This window comes from Parabacteroides sp. PH5-46 (assembly GCF_029892785.1).
GTDB lineage: Bacteria > Bacteroidota > Bacteroidia > Bacteroidales > Tannerellaceae > DFXE01.
Window position 1 is genome coordinate 37,717 of sequence record NZ_JARXXA010000017.1, and the last position, 24,357, is coordinate 62,073.

Genomic DNA, 24,357 nt, shown 5'->3' on the forward strand with positions numbered 1-24,357 from the left:
GGCTAAAACTTATTTAGCGTATTTTTGTCTAACTTATTATTTGTCTAACCTATTAATGTAAAAGATAACAAATGGAAAACACCTTTCACGACACGAACAACAACACCAACAGTTATTTCCCCGAAATAGCAGCAGATCTTAATAATACGGCAAAAGCCCTTATAGCAGAAGAAAAGTATGAAGAGGCATTGGCGAGTTTCAAAAAAGCGGAAATTCTCTATCGGCATGCTTCTAAGAATAATTTGGAACATTTGTCTGATTATGTCACTGTATTAAGTAATATGGGTTTTTTGCATCAGGCAATGGATGAATACGATGAGGCCTTTGAAAAATATGAAAAGGTTCTATCCATCCGAAACTCATTAACACCAGAAGAAAAATCTCTAGTTCATTTGCCTGATACTGAAAAAATAATGAATGCTCTGACAGCAATGTCTTATTCCCTGAATGAACAAGCATCCCATCACAGGATGAAAGGGGAAATCGACGAAGGTTTGGAGAAGGCTCAAAAAGCCTTGTCAATGTGCCGGTTGCTTGTCAGTAATAATCCTAAGCCCTATTTGATCTTTCTGGCAACGCTCCTCAATGATCTGGCCATTCTACACACTGCAAAAGCGGAGCATCATGAAGAGGCCCTGTCTGAGTTTAACGAAGCATTGACAATTTTCCGGTCACAAGCAAAAGAAAATCCTCAGGATCACCTACCCAGTGTTGCTGCATGCCTTATAGGTCTGAGTGCCTTTTATATAAATGCAGTCCCTGACAAAACACAATCAATCATGTATGCCAAAGAAGGCATTGAAATCATGAATGACTTTCCAGCTCTTTCAACATTAGATCCCTATCGAGAATGTGCCACTCAGATTCTCCAGGAACATCAGAAACAATAAATATAAAAAACAATAACTATATACATTATGAAAGACGTACCTTTTGTTGCACGAGTACTTGTGACTTTATTGAAATTACTACTTTTCGGGATTGTATTTTCTCTCATATCAGGGATACTAATATTGCCTTTTGTTATATTTGGAGAGAAGAGTATTGAATCTATAGATCCTTTGATATCTGTTTACGCACAGCTGATTGCCACATTAATTACCATCTTTATTTTTTATCGTTTCAATAAGAAGAAGATGACAGATTTGGGCTTTTCGCTTCGGGGACACGTGAAGGAGTTCTGGACAGGCTCTGGCATTGCCATAGTCATCATGCTTATATCTTTTGGCATTCTATTATTGTTCAAACAGATAGGAGCAGAGGCTAATGCATTTGATGTAGGGGCTTTTCTTTCTGCTCTTGTACTGTTTATCGGAGTTGCGGTTTTTGAGGAAGTGCTCTGCCGGGGATATATACTGGGCACTCTGATGGATTCAATGAATAAGTATGCCGCTTTGATTATTTCGTCGGCTATTTTTGCACTCATGCATTTGCCCAACAATCATATAGCGCCGCTGCCGGTATTCAACCTCTTCCTGGCAGGTATATTGCTAGGCTCCGCATATATTTATACGCGTAATTTATGGTTTCCGATTGGCATGCACTTGTTCTGGAACTTTACGCAAGGCACACTTTTGGGCTTCAACGTAAGCGGACAGGAAATCTATAGCATTCTTCGTTTGGAATATCCGGAGAACAACTTCTTCAATGGCGGGGCTTTCGGGCTAGAAGGATCTTTTCTGATTTCGGCATTCAGTATTGCCGCTATCGTACTCGTACTAAGGCATTACAAATCCATTTCACAGGAATAAAAAAGGCAGCATCAGTATAATTCAAATACCTGATGCTACCTCTCTTTTTTCATGATAAAAGAATCGCGCCACATATGTCACGCGATCGATTTACATATGTGTTTCGATCACTCCACATATGTGTTTTGATCGTTCTACATATGTCACGCGATTCTTTTTATTACAATTTATACTTCTCGAAAGACGTATTCTCCGGCTTTACATCCCATCCGGAAATGATTCCACCGTAGAAATAGAATGTAACGTCGAATGCTACATTGCTTGCTTTGTCTAGTACCTGATAGCATACTGTTGTGCCATACTCGTCTGTTACTTTGTATTCGCCTAAATCAAGCTTTTCGGGCTGCGCCTTATTTTCCAGACTTAAGGCCTTGAGCATACGTGCTTGAATCAGCTTCATGATACCTTCGTTCTTGAAGGGATCAATATTCACGGTTGTACGGGCTTGCACAGGGTTTCCTTTGTGTTCGGCACGAACGGCTTTTACACTATCCGTATAGGCCTTGAACTGTGCCCGCACTTCCGGTGAGCGCAGGCTTCCAACTGTAAAGATAGCAATACCCTCTGCCCCATTATTCAATGCTTCATTCATGCAGTCAAACATCATCGGGCCATTGGAAGCCATCATCCCGCAATACAGAGTAGTATTAGGATTTTTATCCTTTACGTTCTCTATTGTACAGTCGGATATAAAGCTCACATCTTCGGTATAGAAGTTATGGTATACCATCGGGAATACGATATCCAGGTTCCATTTGCCCCAGTCCTGGCGAACCATCCGCTTAGACATCTTAGGCGTAGGGAACGGAGAGGCAGCCATCACTTTTCCGTACGAATGAACTACTTCGGCAATCTCGTTGGCTACTTCCGTGATCTGGTCGCAGCGGAACTGCAGCCACAGATCGTCGGCAGACGGGTCTTCCTGCTCACGCGGATCGTAGCCATGTTTCGCCTTGAAAGCTTCAATCATCGCCGGATGATAGCCATAGTCCCACTCGGGATACTCACGGTCTTGTACAATTCCGTAACGAGGCCACAGGGTAGTAGGCAGAATCACGTCTACAAAGCGGTGATAGTCGATAGCGATACCATTAAGCCCTTCTACTTCGCAATAGGCTTTGATTTTCTCGCGGATGTGTTGGCGTACTTCAGGGAGGATGGGGCACATGAATTTATAATAATTCACATACGCTTTTGTATCCGCCAGGCTCTCTCCTTTGCGGTTTACACTGAACCATTCGGGATGTTCTTTCAGGATTCTTTCCCGATCGTGCTCCAGGTTCATCGTCCATAACCAGGCATATACTTCAAGCCCGTGTTTATGTGCAATTGGAATGGCTTTACGGTAATCGTCGGGCGTTGGCGCATTCAGCATTACGCCTTCAATTCCCGTCTCTTTCATAACGACGCAAACCGAGTCGAAATTCATCGTTGGGCGATAGTCCAACCATGTCCAGAACATCGGATACTTAGATACTGGCTCTTCTTTTTTTTCTGTACAGGAAAGCATTCCCACAGCTACCAGCAATAACAAAACAATTTTCAGATTTCTCATATTTCATTAATTATATATTATCTAACTATATCTTTAACTTTATGTAAACACGTCCCAGCAGATACGTCACGCCTATAATGACAAAGGCGAAACAGAGGCAATTAACAATCCCCATGAATCCGTGCGTAAACCAATCCGGCAATATAATCCCCGTTAGGTCAGCCAGTCCGTAAGAAACATAAGGTATCAGATACGTGGTGAGCGTAGCCGTACCAGCCGGCTTGATGATATCGAACCAGGAAGCCTTGCCCGCATTTGCCAGCCAGGTAAGCAGAGCATACATGGCAACAGCTATAGCCGTAACATAAAAGACAAAAGGAGGAGTAGCGCCTATCTTCGCCAATATCCAGAAGTTCCGGGAAATAAACCCGGCTAGGAATAATACAGCGACAGTTACAAGCACAAATATGATTTTCTTACGAGTAGCCACTTGCGAGTACTTGGTACTTATCAGCGACAAAATCACACCTCCCATTGTAAAGGCCGGCAAAGCTCCGTTTCCTATATGCAGGATACCTAAGAAATCGTTATAGAAGTTAGGGCGTGGCAAATTCAGGATAGCCGTAGCCCCAAACTCTTCCCTCATCCTTGAACCCAGGATACAGATAATGACAAACACAAACCATATAGGGATCAATTTCTTCAGATTATCACGTGTAAACACATAGATAACAGCACACAAGAGGTACGTCCAGCCGATAGAGCCCAGAATACCCCAATGAGCACCAAAAACACCCTCCTTCGGATTGCGGAAAGTAATTGCCAGATAGATCAGAATGATTGTCCCCAACACTTTCAGCCCAGTGTAAAGCCTTTTTCTGTTAGGATCTTCTGTGCGTGGATATTGGTTCCATATACAGATAAAGCCTATCACCATCAAGATCCAATATACCCCGATCTTATAACTAACATCCGGATGCAAACGAGCTTCGGAATTAGTGATAAAAGCGCCCATCACGAGCAATGCAAATGTACGGGAGAGGATATGTCCTATTGTTGATTCTCCCGAAAATCCTTTGCTGTACCTGCGTTCGATGGCAAAAGGGATTGACATCCCAACCACGAACAGGAAGCAGGGGAATACTACATCTGCCAGCCCCATAAAGTCCTCCCCCCACTTGGCATGCTCCAGCCAATGAGGGACATCATGTATCTTCCAGAAATCGTTGACAAAGATCATCACAAACATAGTGAGTGCCCGCAACAGATCTATGCCTACATTTCTTTGCGTAAAGTCCGTTTTCATAAAACATCAAAATTCGGAAATTAACGAAATCCACCTTCCGGCAGAAGATCCCCAGACTTCTTTATACGTAGCCGTATTAAATTGCGGCCAGTAAGGAGTATCTTCATTGAAGCGAGACTGCATCCCTACGGGGATCTCACCTACGGTTTCGCCCGGAAGTGCGGTATATTGTTGCGCATAGTTGCTTCCCTCACCCCAGATAAGAGATTGTCCGAACGGATTCTTCCCTACAATCCAGAATAGTTGTTGTTCAGCAATATCAATAAGCTCCCGGTCTTTCAGGAATTTCCCGCAAAGAGCGGCAGACTTCCCGGTTGCCAGATGAACCGCAGCATTTCCTTTGAAAGAGAACCAAACGGGGAACACTCTCAGGTAATGTTCTTTATCCAGCTTGAAGCCATTCTCCAGCTGCTCCTTATAATCAGCATCAGCCCCCTTGCGGATTCCTACCTGTGCGATATAGAAATTAGCCGAATCCTTCACTTCATCGATATGATACACCCCACTTGGCACCATGCCGTAAGGTTTTACATATTGCATGATGCTCTTCAGGTATTCCGCATGCTGTTTGATGGCATTTTCCCAGTTTGCATAGTCTTTATGTCCGGGCTGTGTTTCGCAAAGCAGTGTCAAAGCCCACATAAAGTAATGGTCACGCGACTGGTGGTTATAATGAACAATCGATTTCTTATCTAAGTCACGATAGAAGAAACCACGGATTTTGTTTTTGTCTTTCAAAGGCTCTGTGCGTTGGCATTGCAGGGTGTATTGAATCACCTCGGCTGCTTTGTCAGCATAGTACTTATCTCCGGTAAGTTTGTACAACATACTGGCAGACCATGACACATTCGCCATGTATTGACTCTGCGATGCCATAGCTGCATGGTCTCCACCACCGCCTCCACTGGCCAGTTCCTTGTAGCCCATTTCTTCAAAACGTTTGATAGCAAACTCAAAATCTTCTTTCGCTACCTTCTGAAGATGCTCTTTCAACATCACGTCTTTCTCTATGCTCATAGCTGCATATGCCTCTATACCTGCAAAGACAAAGTTTTCAAAGGCGCGATTGTGGATGCGAACCTGTCTGCGACCCGAATCATCCTTTGTTCCGATAAAGCCGTCTGTCCAAAGATTGGTACCCCAGGTTTGTACCCGGTAACCGTCTCCAAAACGGGTTTTCAAGACATAATCCAATCCCCATTGGGCCTCTTCCAGCAAGCGCAGGTAGAGATCTTTATTGCCTTTCTCCTTTGCCCGGTTTGCCATTTCCAACATAGAAAGGGCTATTTCGCCGGTCTGCAACGTCTGCTGAGACATATCTGCCGCATCGTGCCAACCGCCATTTACGGTAAACATCTGTCCGTTATGCACGCCGTTCAAGTCGGTATGGCAAGCACCATGTTTCTCGGGAACAGGATAGCCACAGCGCTCTACAAACATAAAGTTCAAAACGCGCCAGGCGGAGTTCTCCCACAGGTTGTTGTTGATATAAAAGGGCATAGAAATAACATCCCCTACCCGGATTACATATTGTCCTTCTTTCTTGAATTCGGAAAAATCAAGTGTTTCAAAGGCCCCGATAGCTGTCTTTCCGGAAACGATATCACCTTCATAAGCTACCAGCGAAGTCCTATAATCTATCAACTGGAACTTACCTTTATGATCGTCTATCCGGACGATAGCTGTTTTCTCACTATCTGCCCGATAACCGGACGTGGAGAAAATTATACGGCCCGTGGCCGGTTGCCAGCCGGACACGACCTCTGGATTTTCAATCACTTGCAATTCTACCGCATCTATATCAAACTTCAGAGAATCACCCATAGTACGTTCTTTCCCAAACACTTCAATAGCAAATGAGAGCTTGGTTACTTTATCGCGCGCCAACTCCGGCATTTCAACGAAACACTCGTTCCACTGACCATTGACAAGGTTTATTTCATGATAACCTTCCCTGCCATATTTATCCGGCACTTTGATCTCTCCGTCATTCTCTACATAAAGGTTCAGATAGATACTACGGGCACCTTCGCAGTCCGGAAAAACAGACAGCTTGATACGATTATACTTTTCCCAGTTTTCGCCACCTACATCATAGCTGGCCAAAGAGGTTCCGAAACCCAGCCCCCAACCCAGGAACTCGTCTACTGTAGAGGGAGCGACAATCCGCAAACTATGCTTGCCGGATTTGCTTCTTTCAGCGGTTTGATAGATTCCGCCAATTCCGTCATGAGACCACTTGCTCATATCCTCCATATCGCAAAGCATATCCGAGAGGCTGACTTTTTTAGTCAGCCCGAAAGTCTCGAATGATTTGCTATAATCCAATGGTAACGGGCTATGAACATAGCCTGTATTACGAATATCCTCCTTTAGTTTTTCATCAATTTGAGCCGTGAGGCTACTGTGTCCAAGAAGGATCAGAGAGATTACTCCTAAAACTTTTTTCATACGGTACTATTTTTAACATTTGGGTCTAAATCTGCCACATTACAGATTGGGTTTATTGATATCCCAGAACAAACGGGTGGCGCCGGAATCCGGACCTTTCAGCATTTCTACCGCTTTGGCATAACCTTCCGGATTATCGCTTTTTTCCCTGTTTGTATAGGTAAGGCGTCGTACTCCCCATTCAGTAGAAATTTCTTCATTCTGACTTGCATTCCACACTACCGGGAATAATTTGGGATAGCCTGTCCGGCGCCACTCAGCCCATGCGTTCATTCCTTCGGGGAAGCCTGCGATCCATTTTTGGGTGATGATCTTTTCCAATCGCTCTTCATCGGTCTTAGCATCGTCCCAGTTTGGAGATACTTTGCTTACGGCAGGAGAATTAAAATCTTCACGAAGCGGGTCTACCCAGTCGGCCGGTTTGTTAGCGCTATTCAGATAATCCCCCATGGATGCTCCCCATTGTGAGAATGAAGCACTCACGCCTTCTTCATAGAACTGCCGCGCATTACCTCCGGCATCCCATCCTCTTAATGCTGCTTCAGCCAAAAGGAAATAACTTTCTGCAGCTGTAAAGATAACACCTGGCTGCTCTTGTGTAACATTTATTTGAGAAATAATTTCCTTATACGAATCTTGCAGGACGCTTAGATCTGGTAATCCGGTTCTTACACCAATCACACCGTCTGAAGTTTTTGCCAAACCATACAGAGGCAATCTGGGATCTGCATACCCCCCTAATATAGATTGCACATTAGCACTGATAAAAATGTCATTATATGAAATAGAACACGTATATAGTGGATGTCTCCAACCGTATCCGTTTACGATGTAGCTATCATCCTTTTTCATAACTCCCTGAGGAGCTTTGATAGCCGCTTCTGCTTCTTTCTTTGCCCATATAGCATCATACTTCACAACACGCATCGCCAAGCGCAGGCGTAAGGAGTTGGCCAATCTCATCCACTTGTCCAATTTCCCTCCGTAACATAGATCAAATTTAGCAAAGGAAGCAGACGGTTTACCAAGGAAACCCTCTAGTATGCCTACGGCTTCTGTCAATTCAGAGAAGAAAGCTTTATATACGTCTTCTGCCGAATTATAAACACCGCCGGTCATCGTTTCACCATATCTTGTGTAGATAATCGGCCCGTACTGGTCGCAAATACGAGACATCGTCAGCACACGGATAATAGAGTTTATGGCATCAAAATGGGCATAGGTTTCATATCCAAGTTCCTGGCATTTTTCTTTTACTTTCAGCTGATTTACCATCACACTGCTATAGGTGTATGACCAGCAGGCGTCGTTCCAGTCATTATTCAGGAAGTAAGTCTGGTTATTAATTCCGTTCTTAAAATTGGTAGGTGAAGCCATATACCCCGACCAGATATCGGCGCTCAGGTTCTGATACAGCTGAAAATCCCAACCAAAACCGCTCGGATTGTAATAAATAGACTTCTGCATACTCGGGAAGTGCATACCAATGATGTTATTATCCTGTGTCAGTTCCTGGTCGGTCACTCCAAACGGATTTGTATTCATTTCTTCAAAATCACCCGTACATGCAGGCAATAAAAGGAAAAGCGATAAAATAGCTGTTATATATTTATTTATTGTTTTCATGTTCCGTAGATTTAAAAATTAACTTTCAAATTGAAACCAAAAGAGCGTGAACTCGGCATACCGAAGGCATGAACCCCCTGTAATGAGTTTCCTACAGATAATGTTCCATCCGGATCATAAGGGGCATTGTTCTTGAAGAAGAACAGATTCCTACCAATCAAAGACAAGTCTATACCCTTAATAAAAGGAGTATTGTTGAACATCTTACGTGGGAACGAGTATCCCAAAGACAATTCGCGTAAACGAATGTTGGTTGCATCGTATACATAATATTCTGTGATACCATCACGTCCGCCAACGATGTTATAGAATCCTTCTACATTCTTGATGAGTTTTCCGTCGAAGGAAACACCGCCTCTTGTACGATCATCCCCAGTCCGTTTGCTCACACCGTATTTGTCCAGTTCTGCTTCTGTCAGTGACAGCACATCGCCTCCGAAACGTCCGTCTATCAGGAAGTATAATGAGAAGCCTTTGTACGTAAAGGTATTGCTCCAACCCAAATTAAACTTCGGAGAGGTGTTTCCCACTTTCTGCAAATCCGATTTATCCGGCATCGGCACATCGTTATTATCATACAGGATGTTGCCTTGTTCGTCGCGGGAGAATGTTCTTCCGTAAATATCACCGAAAGATCCACCTTCTTCCAATCTCATCTGATAACTGTTAGAATTCTGTCCGCTCACGCTGAAATAGCCCAACTCTTCCGTCAATTCTATCACTTTATTTCTGTTCAGAGAGAAGTTTACACCAGTTTTCCATCTGAAGTCACCGGTCCAAACAGGAGAACCACTTAGTATGATTTCAACACCCTTGTTCTGTATATTTCCTGCATTTACATAATAAGTCGTATATTTTGATCCTGAAGGAGCAGACAGAGAGAATAACTGGTTCTTGGTATTTGTTTTATAGAAAGTGAAATCAAATTCCAGACGGCTATTGAAGAAACGCCATTCCGTACCGGCTTCGATAGAAGTTGTCATTTCCGGTCTCAGTTCATTAAAAGGAGCTGTAGAATTATAACCGATTGTTCCACTACGTCCTACACTGTTCAACGGATTACTTCTGTAGCGAGGCAGTCCGTTACCTACCTTAGACCAAGCGCCTCTAACTTTTCCTAAGTTAATCCATTCCGGAAGAGATAATGCTTCGTTCATCACCCAGGTTAGACCCACAGAAGGATAGAAGAAACCTTTGTTTTTATATTTAGTGAAAGCCAAGGTAGAAGTCCAGTCATTACGAGCTGTTACATCCAGGAATAACCAGTCGCGGAAGCCCACTTGTCCGGCAAAAAATACCGCTTGCTCCTGTCCATGATATTTGCCCATAGAAGGCGAGCCGCCATTATAATCTATATTGCCCGAATTAAACAAGTTCGGATTATACATTCCACCAGGATATGAGTCTACGCCCAGAGATTTGCCTCTGTCGTCTTTAATGCTGGCTCCGGCTGTGGCATTCACGCTGATATCATTAAATGTCTGCATGTAGGTTAACATTGCATCGCCATATAGACCCATGCTGTTTGATTCGCTCACGGAATAACGTCCGTTGTTTCCACCTGTCAATGCGGGGGTTGTGCCAGCATACATCTTCATTTCATAATTGTCGAGTATAAGGTCGGCATTACCGCGCGCTTTTACGGTGAAATATTCATTTATTTTGAAAGAAAGGCTCAGGTTAGCAATTGTACGATAGCGTTGATCTTCACTTGGGAGCATATTGGTCAACCAGAATGGGTTTTGTTCCCAGGTTGTAGGCTCTGTGTACCAGTTCTGGAGATACATATTACGCTCTGCGTTGAATACTTTGTAGTTTTCCTTGTAATAGGCAAATGATTCTCCGCCATATACGCCACCTCTGGGGAAACGATACACACCGATCAGCGGGTTCATGTAGAAACCTCCGGGCGACGGTCTGTTGCGAACATCCTGATACATCAGGTTGATGTTTGCGTCGGCAATTAATCTTTTGTCGAAGAAATTAGCTGTTTGCCTGAAATTGAAGTTATGCTTGTCCAGAGAGCTATTCTCGATAACGCCTTTTGCATGTGTATTGGCATAAGAAAAATAAGCTTGCATGCTTTCTGAACCAGTGCTTAATGCAAGAGAGTTTATGGTAGTAAAGCCTGTTTTGAAAAATTCTTTCATATAATCAGGGCTACCGGATATCTTTATATACTCGTCACTGTCGGGCATTTTCCCCCAGCTGGTAGAATAGCCACCATAACTATTCTGGAATTCAGGTCTGCCATGAACGGCATTTTCCCATGTTGTGTTAGAATTGAAAGTAATGGCGGTACGGCCTACTTTTCCTTTCTTAGTTGTTATTACTACAACCCCGTTTGCTGCTGAGCTACCATACAAAGCGGCTGCCGCCGGACCTTTCAGGATGTTCATACTTTCAATATCATCCGGGTTCAGGTTGGAGATACCATCACCACCGTCGCGGTTTCCGGCATCATTATTCCCACCTATGGTTGTTGCCGTCTGGTTATTGGCGGAGCTATTGATAGGCACACCATCGATTACGTACAACGGCTGGTTACTTCCGTTAACGGAACGGTCACCACGTATGGTAACTTTTACGGATCCCCCTAAACCGGCAGAGCTACTGCGTATCTGCACACCGGCAGTTTTACCGGCTAAGGTATTGATCAGGTTCGGGTCTTTTGCGCGGGTTAACTCTTCCCCGTCTACTATTTGCGTAGAATAAGTCAGAGACTTCTCTTTCTTTACGATACCCAGGGCTGTAACAACTACTTCGTCAATCAGTTTACTATCTTCCTGCATCGTTACATTTATGATACGTTGGTTGCCTATTGCCTTTTCAACACTTGTATATCCGATATAAGAGAAAACCAGTGTTGCATTAGCAGAAGAAGCATTGATACTATACCTTCCGTTCATATCAGTGATCGTTCCGATAGTAGTTCCCTTCACCAATACAGTTACACTTGGCAATGATTCTCCTGTTTCATCTACTACCGTACCTGTAACAGTAATCGTTTGTTGATTTACGGCAGGTGCATTCTTCAGCTTATGAGAAGAAAGGAGGATATAAGAACCTTCAAACTCATAATCAATACCCGTACCTTCAAAGATTTGCTCCAATGCTTTCTGCAAAGGTGCTTCAGTAATACTTACAGAGACATTTCTGTCAACATCCACGTTTTTGTTATAGACAAACAAGTAGTCTGATTGTTTCTCTATTTCGTTTAAAACCTGCTCCAATTGCGAACGTTCCTTCTTCAGGGTAATAAGTACATTCTGAGAATTAGCATTTTCAGCCTGAAGGCCAAAAACGAAGGCTAACAACAGTATTGTGGTGATTCTCATTATTCTAAAAAATTGTTTAAATCGTGGCCTTTTATATAGCAAGGCTCCTGATAATGAATTTTTATCCATATCTTTACATGTCTATTAGATTAATACAGTTAATTAGTTAATTGTGTTGATTTGCCGATGAGTGTTGGCGCACTTGTCGGCTTTTTTGTGTTTTTCAAATTGGTTACTTCTCCATAGGCAATTAATTTTTTATTTTAGGGTTAAAAAGTTATTTAATGTAAATCACGGCGTTTTCTATATCTCTTATATATGTGTATTTTGCATCTTTTTGTAAAATTCTTAATGCATTATCTATTCCGTCTGATATTCGAAATTTACCACTGAATACATGGTCGGCCAGCCTTTCGTTTTCTATTATGATATCAATGTCATAATATTTTTCAAACCAATTCATCAGCTCTATAAAATTGGTGTTTTTAAAACAGATAAGACCATCCTTCCAACGATACATATCAAAATCGCTAATTATACTCGAAGCCAGCAAACCTTGCGAGGACACATACGCCTTCTGGTTCCTTTCAAGTGTAATATTATCCGCTTCATTGCTACGGTTTACAATCTTGACAGAGCCTTCCATCAACGCTGTTGAAAATTTCCCTGTTTCGTTATAGGCTTCCACATTGAAGCTGGTTCCTAAAACCTCCACATCATAGCGTTCCGTATGGACAACGAATCTTTTACCTCCGGTAGGCTTCACATCAAAATAAGCTTCCCCGTTCAAATATACCTCACGGGTAGATCCGTTAAAAAATGATGGATACTTCAACTCCGTAAGAGCATTCAGCCAAACATTCGTTCCATCCGGAAGGATTAGGTTGACACGCTGGCCAGCCGGCACAATAATGGTATTTTGCACCGTATTTATTTCGTTTATTTTCAACTGATAAAAGCTAACTCCCGCAATTATCAGAAGAGCTATAGCAGCTACAAGCCTTAACAGTTCGCGCCGAATCGTTGAAGAACGATGTCCTTTCAGTTGTTTATTTTCATTACGTTTATAGCCGGATAAGAGTATCGCATCAAAGAACTCACGCTCTCTCATAAATTCCTCCTTGTTCAGAGAAGAAGAGTCAACCCAGTTTTTGACTTCTTCTTTCTCTTGTTGAGAAGCTGAACCCTCATAAAAACGATATAAAATCCGTTTATCCATATTATGCTTTTGTTAATAAAGCAAACAAGATGCAAATATCCCTAAAACAAATTTAAACTTTTTTCAGAAAAATAAAGAAGAAGCGGCAAAAGAGGGAAATAATCCTGCAAAGCGCTCTTCAATATTTTCAATGCTTTTGTTATGTGATACTCCACACTTTTCGTGGAAAGCCCTATGGCTATGGCTATTTCCTTGTGGCTTTGTTTCTCGAAACGGCTTCGTACAAAGATATCACGCGTTTGTTCTGGAAGCGACGTCAATGCATTGTCTATAATCTCTTGTACTTCGGAAGAAAGAAGCTTTTCCGGATTACATGCTTCAAGTGTGGCTATGCGCATATCCAGTTCCCAGGCGTTTGTCTTGGATATGTAACTCCTTATCTCTTCTTCTTTTTGCATTCGCTGAAGATGATTCAGGCATTTATGCTTGATTGTGGTCAGAATATAAGCAGGGATGTTCCATTCGTTGGCTAAATTCGTCCTATTTTCCCAATAATACATAAAACTATCAATCACAATATCTTCGGCAGCTTCTTCCAGGCAAACATAGGTTTTGGCAAAACGGACAAAACGCTCTTTATAGTTTACAAAGAGACTATTCAGATCCCGCGTATTATCTATGTCTTCCATAAAGATTAAAGTGGTAGCATTCAAAAAAGCAAATATAACATTTTTAATGCTACTTTCACCTTTTTTTGTAGAAAAAGACAATAACCCCTCAGGTAATTTTCTTTTCGCGGCGATCTAAACGAAGCGAAGTAGTAGGAAGGAAAGCTATGAAACCAATCACAACCATCATTATACCACAAACGATAAAGGAGGTAGTAAGCCCTAGATGGTCGGCAAAAAAACCTATCCCGGCCAATCCGATCAGCGAAGGGTAAAGCCCTACCGAATAGTACATGGAAAGAACACGCCCCAAAGCAGCCGGGTCTATCTTCGTCTGCACAATAGCTGTAAAAGCAGAGATGAATACGGTTCCGGATATACCGCCAATGGATGTTAGAATGGCAAATAACACAAATCCGTCGTGCGATAAGATACCGGAGAAAAGAAACGTCAACCCCAGCACAATATACATCAGGTTAATCAATACCACTTTATTGATCCGGTAGACTTTCACTCCCATAATAGCTCCACCGATCAAGGCTCCGGCGCCCCATAGGGCTTCAATCAGGCTCACCTGAAAAGCGTTTCCATTGAAATGCTCTAATGTCATCAACGGGAACATCACACTAACCGGCATGATAAAGAACATCATAATAATTGAAAAAAGGAACATCCAGCTAAGGCCTCTGTTGTCCCAGATAGCCATAAAGCCTTCCTTCATCTCACGTAGAAAACGTTTCGGCTCCTCCTCTTCCGCCTTCTCCGGATCGGGAATATGTACAAAGAGCAAAGAGACACATGCTATAATAGCTCCCAGTACATCCAGCAGTAATACATATTGCATATCCCAGATAGACAGGAATAGAGCGCCCAAGGCCGGACCAGCTATATTCCCTACCGAAAAGATAATCTGGTCGATACCGGCAATGCGGGTCAACTGATCTTGCGGTGCGATCAGGGGAACAGAGGCTTGCATCGCCGGTCCGTGAAAAGCGGATCCTACGGAACGCATCGCCAGCAAGACAAAGATATGCCACATCTCGGCTACCCCTACCCAGAACAAAACAGCCAGTATCAACGTGCAAAGGGCAATAAAGCTATCCGACAATATCATAACGAGCTTACGATTCCAGCGGTCGATAAACACACCGGTAACCGGGCCTAGTATAGCCTGCGGAAGCATGGCAGCAATAGCAGCTTTGGCCAGCATCTCTACCGAACCGGTCTCAATGCTTATCCACAAGATAATGGCAAAGTTTACAATCGTACTACTCAGGATAGACAAGAATTGCCCCGACCAGATAATAAGGAAAATCTTTTTCCAATTTTTCATTTTACAAAGATAATATTGCTTCCGAATATTATTCCCGGAAATATAGAATGAAATAAACATCGTATCTTTGACGTTTGTTTATATGAATATGATTTAATTCAGAAGATTATGTTAGACATACAATCCATACGCAAGGATTTTCCGATCCTGTCCCATACAGTATATGATAAACCGTTGATTTATTTCGACAATGCCGCTACCACGCAAAAGCCCCGCCAAGTGGTAGAGAAGATAGAGAATGGCTATTACAATGTGAATGCCAATATTCACCGGGGCGTACATTTTCTGAGCCAGGCGGCTACCGAAGCACACGAAGAGGCTCGCAAAACCATACAACGTTTCCTGAACGCCCGCTCGTCCAACGAGATTATCTTTACAAGGGGGACTACCGAATCGATCAACTTGATTGCTTCCAGTTTTACCGATGCCTTTATGGAAGAGGGCGACGAAGTTATTATTTCCGAAATGGAGCACCATTCAAACATCGTTCCCTGGCAGATACAGGCTGCCCGGAAAGGCATTAGTCTGAAGGTTATTCCTATTACGGAGAAGGGAGAGCTTTGCATGGATACGTATCGCAGCTTGTTTTCAGAGCGAACCAAGCTGGTATCGGTCGCTCATATTTCAAACGTATTAGGTACTATAAATCCGGTGAAGGAAGTTATCGAGATAGCCCATCAGCACGACGTACCGGTTTTGCTGGACGGTGCCCAGGCCGTGCCCCATACCAAAGTGGACGTACAAGCATTGGATGCTGATTTCTATGTATTCTCCGGACACAAGATATATGGACCAACCGGAATCGGTGTACTATACGGCAAAGAAGACTGGTTGGACAAACTCCCTCCTTATCAGGGCGGGGGCGAAATGATCGCTACGGTTACGTTTGAGAAGACGACATTTAATGAGTTACCCTTCAAATTTGAAGCCGGCACCCCGGATTACATCGGCAGCACAGCCCTTGCCGAAGCCATACATTACGTAGAGCAGCTGGGCATAGAGGCCATTGCCGCCCACGAAGACGAGCTACTTCGTCATGCCAGCAAGCGCCTGGAGGCTATTGAAGACGTCCGTATCTTCGGGCAGTCTGTTCATAAGAGCAGCGTGTTATCCTTTCTGATCGGAGACATTCATCATTACGATATGGGAATGTTGTTAGACCGTTTGGGAATCGCCGTACGTACCGGGCATCACTGTGCGCAGCCTTTAATGAAGGCATTCGGTATAGAAGGAACCGTTCGTGCTTCTTTCGCCTTCTACAATACCAAGGAAGAAATAGACACGTTCATAGCAGGTATCGAACGGGTTAAAACCATGTTTTGACAAATATAAGTTATGCTCTACTACATTAAGAAATATCCTTTCTCATTGACAATTATACTGATTGTCCTTTATTTGTCATTCTTCAAACCTCCATCCCTGGATATGCCGTTTTTTCCGGGTATAGACAAAGTAGCTCACTTTTGCATGTACGGAGGGATGTCGGGCATGCTATGGCTTGAATATCTGCTTAATCACAGAAGGGAGCGACTAAGTATCAAACACATCGTAGTGGGTGCTATTCTCTGCCCCATTATGTTCAGTGGAATAGTAGAACTGGGACAAGAATACCTTACTGCATATCGCGGGGGTGACTGGTTCGATTTCTTGGCCAATACCGGAGGAGTGCTTACGGCATCCTTGTTTTGTTGGTATGTCTTACGTCCCCGGATTATCAAAAAGAGCTGATATGTTATTACCTTACTTCAAAGCGGGACGCATAGAAGCGGGTTGCGACGAGGCAGGAAGAGGCTGTCTGGCAGGATCCGTCTTTGCCGCCGCCGTTATTCTGCCTGCCAACTTCAGCAATGAAAAGCTAAACGACAGTAAAAAGTTGAGCGAAAAGGATCGCTACGCCCTACGCCCCATCATAGAGCAAGAGGCCATCGCCTGGGCTGTAGGTATCGTAACTGCCGAGGAGATCGACAAAATAAACATACTGAACGCCTCTTTCCTGGCTATGCACCGGGCCATAGACCAACTAAAAGTAAGGCCGGAGCATCTACTGATAGACGGCAACCGATTCACCCCCTACCCCGACATCCGGCACACCACCGTAATCAAAGGAGACGGTAAGTACCTCTCCATCGCCGCCGCTTCCATCCTGGCCAAAACATACCGCGACGACTATATGGACGAATTAGACAAAATACATCCCGCCTATCATTGGAAAAACAACAAAGGCTACCCCACCAAAGCCCATCGGCTAGCCATCCAAGCCCACGGTATCACACCTCATCATCGTAAAACATTCACCCTCCTACCCGAACAACTCACCCTCAATTTCTAAGGTTTACACCCATCAATATTTATAGCTCGTTAGCGAAAAAAAATCGCACGTGTCCTTTTTATAAATTGCACACGTGCGTTTTTGAGATTGCATGCATGCGTTTCTAAAATCGCATGCATGCAATTTTTCAGCATATAACAATGAGTTTTATTTATTCAGTAACTGCTTGGGCCAGATCATGTTCTGATTCATCTGAACAGCTTTTTGGAAGTCGGCTTTTGCTTTGTTTTGATCGCCTTCGTACCAGTGGACAAGTCCGTTCAGGTAATTCAGGTTAGCTAAGCGTTCGGCGCGTGAACCGTCTTCACCAAACTTAGAGTATTCGTCTACTACAGCCGAACTGTTTAGTTGCTTGTTGACTTCTTCTTTCAAGTTGGCCATAAGTTTATTGGCTTCACTTGTTTGTCCGCTTTCGCGCATAGCCAATGCTTTGAAGAAGACATCTTCCGATACGGCTCTCCAGCGGTGCGTTTGTGCTCCGGCGGCTGTTTCAAAACATTGCTTCGCCTTCTCTGTGTCACCCATCTTCTTGTAGGCCTCGCCCATATAGTAGAAGCCTTTGGGGCTATGTCCCCCACCAACGGGACGTCCTACTTCCAGGTTTTCGGGATATAGGTCTGCCCGTTCAAAGGATTTGATGGCTTCGGCATATTTCTTTCCGTTTAGTAGTTTCATGCCTTTTAGTAGATGAGCATCCACATATACGCCATGTACCTGTCCGCCGCCTTCCCATACGTGGAAATGCCGTTCGTCCAGAATCTTGATTGCCTTATCATAGGCGCCTGTTTCATTGTATAAAGTGAGCAGACGAATCACGGCATCGTCATGCTTCAAGACGGTCTTCAGATTCTTTTCCATCAACGAAAGACGCTCTTTTGCCGTTTTACCGGATTGCTCATAAAGCTGGTCTAATTCAAGGAAGAAGCGGGGATCATTCTTATCTGCCTTGACCGCCTGTTCGTAAGCCGCAACAGCCTTGCCAAGATCAGCGGCACGGTTATAACCAAAGCCCAGGTTGCGATAGGCCTGTGCAAAGGATGGATCCGCCTTTACAGCCTGCTCCCAGCAAGCAACGCCTTTCTCTTTTTGGCCTAAATAATAGAAGAGATTCCCCAGATAGAAAGCACCTTTTCCGTCAATCGGATGGGTTTGCAAAGCGGCATTCAGGACGGCGATCTCTTCCAGGCGGAACGGGAAACAATAAGCGGAAGGTTGCTGAGCTGCCTTGTCAAACATAACTTTTGCCGTTTCCTTATTATCCTGTTTCAGGTTGTAATATCCATTATAATAATAGACTAAGGGTGATGAAATATACGGCTCACCAAGGGCTATCGCTGCATTCAGCAAATCAATCGCTTCCTGATACCCCCCTATGTTGCCATAATCCATGACAATCTCCAGAAACTCCTGAAGGCGGACAATACCGTTTCCGCGTGAATCGTCGGCTTTGCCCAGGAAAGCTACCCCTTTACCGGCCAGCAGGCTTTCTTCCGAAAGCGACCAGTAATCAAGTGGGTCTATTGCCAGCACCTTCTTCAATACATCCGAAGCCTCTTTGGCTTTTCCTGCTTTACGAAGAAGATAGGCCTTCAGCGTAAGCGCCTTGGTGTCGTTTCCTCCGACATTCAGCGATTGATCTATCATATCCATTGCTTCAGCCATATCACCCTGTATGGCGGCTATCTCGGCCAAAGCATAATAGGAAGGATGCTGGAAGGTAGGATACCAGGTTGCTTTCCAATAGGCATTGGCAGCCTCTTTGTATCTTCCCTGCATTTGATAAACGAGCCCGAGGTAGTAGTGAGGTTCGGGGTCTTTTACTACCGTATAATCTTTAGCGGAGCGTTCCAAGGCCTTCAACAAGTGCTCTTCTGCCTTCTCCCATTCTCCGCCACGCGCATAGCGGATACCTACTACCGTATTCACCCGTGCATCCAGCGGATCGCGGCGCAAAGCTTCATTATAGAAGTCCATCGGATCCAGGCGGGCGTTATGGAACTGCTCTACACGCAAGCCTGCCAGATAGAGCTCCTCAACCGTCTTATATTCGCTTACCGGCTTTGTACCTTCTACCACTTCGGGGAGCGGCTTTTCTTCCAATACCACCGGCTGATAGGCTACCAGCTCCTTTCCGTTGGCATCCGTCAATACAACACGCATTTCTTCGTCTTTAATGCTCTGGCGAATGTCTACCTCTTTCACAAAAGGAGTAGCCGGGTCAATTTGTATGGTTTGTTCAAAAAGGATCTCATTGCCATGGGTCAGCAATACACGTGCGTTCGGATACTTCGTTGTCGCGTTCAATCCGATAAACACCTTACCGGGGGCTAAACGCTCCAGGTTTACCGCCGCATCGTCGGTAGCATTCTTTACCGAGCGGATATCACGGATACCATACCATCGCTGTGAAAACTCGCGCGTTTCGCCCGGGCCTATCCAGCTATAATCCGGTTGGTTGTCCGAAAAAGCGCCTACCATCAGTTCCAGATAATGCCCGTCTTTATCAGACAGCATCGTGTTCCACATCTCGGCACTTGGATTGTTTCCCCAGAGGAAAAACTTCTTTCCGTTCACCACATGATGGTTGGCCACATGTACCGTTCCGGCATGTTTGCCGTGATCGTATCCCGCCAGGAAGTCGTCTTCAAAATTCCAGGCAAAGATAGATCGTGAATTACCTGTATAGTTTTCCCAGCGGGACAGATCTACATCCTCACCGCTTCCGTGTACAGCCTCGCCATACGGCCAACGGGTAAAGTACACCTTCGAGTGGTCGGTACCGAATTGTGTAGCGGGCGGGAATATTACTTCATAACCTTTATTACAATGCACCGAGACATTGGCCCAGTAAAGCATCGACTGGATAAAAGGCGTACGGTTCATGACCTTTACCTTTGCCTCTACCCAGGAGCGTCCGGGATAGACCGTTACGCCTATCGACCATTTAAAGCGGTGGCGAAACTCCGTTTCTCCTACCCAGATGGTCTTGCTGCCGTCTTCGTTTTCTTCCATCGTCCAGTCTATATCCATATAGCTCGACGGGCGGTGATGATGCGGGAAGTTCCATTCTACTCCTCCCGACAGCCAGGCACCGAGCATCCCGATCAAGGCCGGCTTAATACCCGTTTGTTTGTAAAAGATCTCGTAATTGTTCGTCTTATCTGTTGCCGACAGGATGCGTCCTCCCATTTCCGGGAGAACGCATACATTTACATATTCATTATCAAGATACAATGCGTTATAGTCTTTGTCAACTTTAACGTCTGTTAGAATGTCATACAATGGATAGGGATAGATATGTCCCTGTGCCCCCTGATACACGCGCCCTGTAAAGAAAATAGAGTTCGCATCGGGAGCACCAATCTCATACGTAGGAAGTGTCAACGTCTTCTGCTCCATCTTCACTTGCTGGGCATTGATATAATATCCCAGCATCATCAGCATGGATAATGCTAAATATATTTTTTTCATGGTATGTAACTTAGTTGATAATTAATTAATAACCGGTAGCTTTAGGGCTTATATCATAAGGCGCTAATTCTCCGCTATGAACCTGATATATACGTTTGTGAGTTTCCTGCATCGCTTTTACCATTTCCGGATAGGGGCGATCGGTAATGTCGAGCAAGCCTATATTATAGTTCTCGCCGTCCATTCGCCCGGTATTTGCCTGATCGATCCACTGAAACCAATGGGCGCCGATCAAGGACGGGTGGCTATACCCTTGCTCATTATAGAAACGATAGGCGTTTGCCCTTTCATCGTAATTGGGAACCTGCATAATACCGGCAGCCATCCCCCGGTCGGGAACGCCAAAGTGATACTCGCCAATGATAATAGGCAAAGCCGTTTGCTCGTCAATCCGCTTCATAAAATCAAGCGAAGGCTGTATCTCGTAACAGTTGAAGCTGAATACATCAAAATGCTTAGCCGTTATAGCCAGTAAGGCATTGGAAGTATGTCCGCCAAAGCGCATACCCAAATTCAGGTGATTCGGGTCGTGCTTCTTAAGCGTACGGTTTACCAGGCCAAGGAATACATTGAAGGTTTCCTGTACAAAGTCCACTCTGTTTTCCGGCGTATCGCCATTAGCTTTCAGATAGGATTGAAGCATTCCTTTGATAGGCGCCTCCTTTTCCAAGGCTAAGATACGATCACAAAGAACACTTTCCTGTCCCGGCCAAGGCTGTTCATTCCCGACAAAGTATCCGAGAAGCCAAGGATTATCCTTGTATTGAGCAGCCATTCCACCGATAGACTGATCGATATCTTTTTCGTATTGCGGATTATACACATCGGGCAAACCCATGATTCCTTCGTGCAACTTTAAGCCCGGCAATGAGAGAACAAACGGCATCCGGTTAGAGCCTATGATTTCGCGCGACGACCAGTTGGCGATGGTATTCAGTCCCCAGTTGTGCATACGTTTAACAGCTGTATTGATCCATTCTCTCTCATTCCCTACACCATAGCGCTTTTGAATATTCCAGAGGTAATAGTCTGCATAGCCTTCGCCTTCTTTCAGTCCATCAAAGATAAACTCCCGTCCTTCGGTAGTCGTACGTACCGAAGCATTCATGCAGTCTACCCCGGCAGAGAGAAACAGATATCCTTCGGGATCAACGAACCACCAACGACCGTCAATCTTATCTACCCGGAAAAAGTCAGTAGCCTTTTGCCGTGGGGCTGATTTGTAGCCTCCATATTGTGAGACCTCTGAAGACAAAGGTGTTTCTAATTGCTCGTCTTCCGCTTTCCAAGCAGCCTGAAGCTCTTCCGATGACTTCACCTTACCAGTCCAGTCTTTTGTAGCCCATTGTCCGAAGGCATCTACCAGATATCCCTCTTGCAGTAAAGCCTCTCCCGGATCTTCAACGTCCAGCGATACCGAACGAATCTCCAAAGTAGGGTCATTAACCGGATTGCGCATAAAAAAGACAAGACTGTCAATACCCGTCAACGGACCTACCTGGGAGGTGTGAATATTAATCTGACCCAGTTTCCTGCGCTTATTGTAAGTAGCTGCCATATCTACAGCCGATGCGGGCAACTCCCTGAAGTAATCAAGCGGAATGGTAAACCGTATCCATGCACCCGGAAAAGGCTGAATATTCTTGGGCAGAAGTCCTCCGGCAGTAAGCGGTCCCATCGAGAACCGCTGCGGCGATGAAGCCTTCATCTCCAACACCAGATAATTATACGTCGACCAGTCCGAAGGCAGATCGGGAGCCATATCATTTAACGCCCAAGAGTAAGTAGCTAGGCTCTCTGCAGAAGAAAACTGCATTTTCACTCCCTTCTCTGATTGCTCACATGAAATAAACGGTAGCATCAATAAGCAACCGACAAAAAAGGCCAGATAGTTGTTCATTTTATTTATAGATTAGGATTAAGCATTTTATCCTTCTGAGGTATAGGAGCGAAGTATCTCTCATGGCTCTGATCATTGGGAGCGCCTACCACCGGAATCTCCTTCGAGTTCCTTTTAGCAGTTGTAGCAGCTACCGTTTCTGTCCTTACCATATCATACCAGCGAGCGCAAGGCTCTAATCCGGCAAACTCCCACTTACGCTCCATAACAACCGAATCACGAAAAGCGGTATTGCTCAAACCGGTAGTCATGTCCGGTAATCCGGCTCTGTTTCTAACCTGATTCAGGCAGCTGTATGCCATTTGATTCGGACTGCCATCAGCCATGGGTTGAGCTTCCGCATATATCAACAAGACCTCTGCATAGCGGATTACCTGGCTTGTACGCGAACTCCACCAGTCAATATACGCACTCATGTTGGTATAATCAAAGCCCGGGATTTCTATATACTTCTTATAGTATGGATGAGAGGCCGTAAACTGATCCCACCCTATAACCGGACTTTCGGGAGTAGCCTGTCCACTCGTCAGGAAAGTAGCATCTTTTCTGGGACCTTCCGGAAATTCGTTGAAAAAGGTTAGCTCTGCAAAAGCATCAGACCATCCCCCGAAGTTTTCAGGAAACATAGATGCCGGAGCCAACATATTACCATTGGATTCCGTACCACCATCACTCCAATCCCCTACAGAGGTATTATAATGACAGGTAAATACATTCTCGGCATTGCCTACTTCTTTCCAGCCGCTTTCCCATTTCCACAAATCGCCGTAATTCTCCAATAGACGGTATCCGTAAGTGTTTGCATTATCAATCACCTCTTTTGCTTTCGCTGCAGCCAAAGCATACTTCGAATTATCTTTGAGCGGGAAACCGGCCCAGGTAAGATAAACAGATGCCATCAGCGACTTTACTGCGCCTAACGAAGCACGTGCGTAATAAGTTGTCTTCTCCATATCAGAGGCGTTGGGAGCTGTTCTGTAATCTGCGGGAATCAGCTTCTCTGCATTTATCAGATCGGTTTCTATCAGGGTGTAAATTTCCCCGAAAGGCGCCTTGGTCAGCTCATAATCAATAGTCAAACCATCCACGATGGGCACTTCACCAAAGGTACGCACTAAGTTATAATAAGCAAGGGCTCTCAGAAAATAAGCTTGTCCCAGTGCTCTGTTCTTCTGAGCTTCTACATATTCTATAGACAGGGTAGGCTCTTTGATATTATCCATAGCTCCGATAATTACATTTGCCTGCTTGATCACATCATAAGCGGTATCCCACTGCTTCTCTATACGATCGTTGTTGTCTTGTGCGTTGAAGATATCGAATTGCAAGAAGGCTCCTTTATTACCTCCGGGCAAGGTAGTTACATCATCACCTCCCATGCAGGCCACAAAACATCCCGCTTCGCGATACATACTATTATTTATACTGTAGAGTGCATTCACACATTTCTCCAGACTGCTTATAGACTGAGGATATGTGCTGGGAACAACAAGGCCATACGTTTTTTCGTCCAAAAAGCTATCGCAGGAAAAAAACAGAAAGATGGCTAAAAGAGAAATTATATGTCTTTTCATGTCTTTGCTAATTTAA

The 24,357-nt window shown here is 44.4% G+C and carries 16 protein-coding genes; 5 read left to right on the top strand and 11 right to left on the bottom strand.

What is annotated here, in order from left to right:
* Nucleotides 1–71 precede the first annotated feature (71 nt).
* Together M2470_RS15370 and M2470_RS15375 are read left to right on the top strand one after the other, a co-directional pair.
* Nucleotides 72–890: a tetratricopeptide repeat protein gene (locus tag M2470_RS15370; protein WP_280745904.1), complete on the top strand. Its 819-nt coding sequence runs from the start codon at nucleotides 72–74 to the stop codon at nucleotides 888–890.
* 27 nt (nucleotides 891–917) lie between these two features.
* Nucleotides 918–1,751, top strand: a complete 834-nt coding sequence (locus M2470_RS15375; protein ID WP_280745903.1) for a type II CAAX endopeptidase family protein — start codon at nucleotides 918–920, stop codon at nucleotides 1,749–1,751.
* Nucleotides 1,752–1,911: 160 nt separating this feature from the next.
* Here M2470_RS15375 and M2470_RS15380 read toward each other — a convergent pair whose 3' ends face one another.
* The 8 genes from M2470_RS15380 to M2470_RS15415 form a co-directional block, all read right to left on the bottom strand.
* Nucleotides 1,912–3,306 (bottom strand): family 10 glycosylhydrolase, encoded by a 1,395-nt coding sequence (locus M2470_RS15380; RefSeq protein ID WP_280745902.1) that lies wholly within the window; start codon nucleotides 3,304–3,306, stop codon nucleotides 1,912–1,914.
* A 25-nt stretch (nucleotides 3,307–3,331) separates the two neighbouring features.
* Nucleotides 3,332–4,552 (bottom strand): DUF5009 domain-containing protein, encoded by a 1,221-nt coding sequence (locus tag M2470_RS15385; RefSeq protein ID WP_280745901.1) that lies wholly within the window; start codon nucleotides 4,550–4,552, stop codon nucleotides 3,332–3,334.
* A gap of 6 nt (nucleotides 4,553–4,558) precedes the next feature.
* Entirely contained in the window at nucleotides 4,559–7,003 is a 2,445-nt protein-coding gene (locus tag M2470_RS15390) for a glycoside hydrolase family 9 protein (protein ID WP_280745900.1), read from the bottom strand.
* A 39-nt stretch (nucleotides 7,004–7,042) separates the two neighbouring features.
* The gene (locus M2470_RS15395; RefSeq protein WP_280745899.1) at nucleotides 7,043–8,629 is read right to left on the bottom strand and encodes a RagB/SusD family nutrient uptake outer membrane protein; all 1,587 of its coding nucleotides are present in this window, start codon (nucleotides 8,627–8,629) and stop codon (nucleotides 7,043–7,045) included.
* An 11-nt stretch (nucleotides 8,630–8,640) separates the two neighbouring features.
* Nucleotides 8,641–11,967 (bottom strand): TonB-dependent receptor, encoded by a 3,327-nt coding sequence (locus M2470_RS15400; RefSeq protein ID WP_280745898.1) that lies wholly within the window; start codon nucleotides 11,965–11,967, stop codon nucleotides 8,641–8,643.
* Between the two features lie 217 nt (nucleotides 11,968–12,184).
* Nucleotides 12,185–13,126 carry a FecR family protein gene (locus M2470_RS15405; RefSeq protein ID WP_280745897.1) on the bottom strand — a complete coding sequence of 314 codons (942 nt, stop codon included), beginning with the start codon at nucleotides 13,124–13,126 and terminating at the stop codon, nucleotides 12,185–12,187.
* 41 nt (nucleotides 13,127–13,167) lie between these two features.
* A complete protein-coding gene (locus M2470_RS15410; RefSeq protein ID WP_280745896.1) occupies nucleotides 13,168–13,755 on the bottom strand; it encodes an RNA polymerase sigma-70 factor in 588 nt (195 codons plus the stop codon).
* 88 nt (nucleotides 13,756–13,843) lie between these two features.
* Nucleotides 13,844–15,067 carry an MFS transporter gene (locus M2470_RS15415; RefSeq protein WP_280745895.1) on the bottom strand — a complete coding sequence of 408 codons (1,224 nt, stop codon included), beginning with the start codon at nucleotides 15,065–15,067 and terminating at the stop codon, nucleotides 13,844–13,846.
* A gap of 108 nt (nucleotides 15,068–15,175) precedes the next feature.
* Between M2470_RS15415 and M2470_RS15420 the strand changes: the two genes are divergently transcribed.
* Genes M2470_RS15420 through M2470_RS15430 form a run of 3 tightly spaced genes read left to right on the top strand, consistent with a single transcriptional unit; the run spans nucleotide 15,176 to nucleotide 17,396 of the window.
* Nucleotides 15,176–16,390 (top strand): cysteine desulfurase, encoded by a 1,215-nt coding sequence (locus tag M2470_RS15420; RefSeq protein WP_280745894.1) that lies wholly within the window; start codon nucleotides 15,176–15,178, stop codon nucleotides 16,388–16,390.
* Nucleotides 16,391–16,402: 12 nt separating this feature from the next.
* Nucleotides 16,403–16,795 (top strand): VanZ family protein, encoded by a 393-nt coding sequence (locus M2470_RS15425; RefSeq protein ID WP_280745893.1) that lies wholly within the window; start codon nucleotides 16,403–16,405, stop codon nucleotides 16,793–16,795.
* A 1-nt stretch (nucleotide 16,796) separates the two neighbouring features.
* A complete protein-coding gene (locus M2470_RS15430; protein ID WP_280745892.1) occupies nucleotides 16,797–17,396 on the top strand; it encodes a ribonuclease HII in 600 nt (199 codons plus the stop codon).
* A 147-nt stretch (nucleotides 17,397–17,543) separates the two neighbouring features.
* Here M2470_RS15430 and M2470_RS15435 read toward each other — a convergent pair whose 3' ends face one another.
* Genes M2470_RS15435 through M2470_RS15445 form a run of 3 tightly spaced genes read right to left on the bottom strand, consistent with a single transcriptional unit; the run spans nucleotide 17,544 to nucleotide 24,341 of the window.
* A complete protein-coding gene (locus M2470_RS15435) occupies nucleotides 17,544–20,867 on the bottom strand; it encodes a DUF5107 domain-containing protein (protein ID WP_280745891.1) in 3,324 nt (1,107 codons plus the stop codon).
* Nucleotides 20,868–20,892: 25 nt separating this feature from the next.
* A complete protein-coding gene (locus tag M2470_RS15440) occupies nucleotides 20,893–22,767 on the bottom strand; it encodes a hypothetical protein (protein WP_280745890.1) in 1,875 nt (624 codons plus the stop codon).
* 5 nt (nucleotides 22,768–22,772) lie between these two features.
* Nucleotides 22,773–24,341, bottom strand: coding sequence for a RagB/SusD family nutrient uptake outer membrane protein (locus M2470_RS15445; RefSeq protein ID WP_280745889.1), 1,569 nt, complete (start codon nucleotides 24,339–24,341; stop codon nucleotides 22,773–22,775).
* Nucleotides 24,342–24,357: the final 16 nt, after the last annotated feature.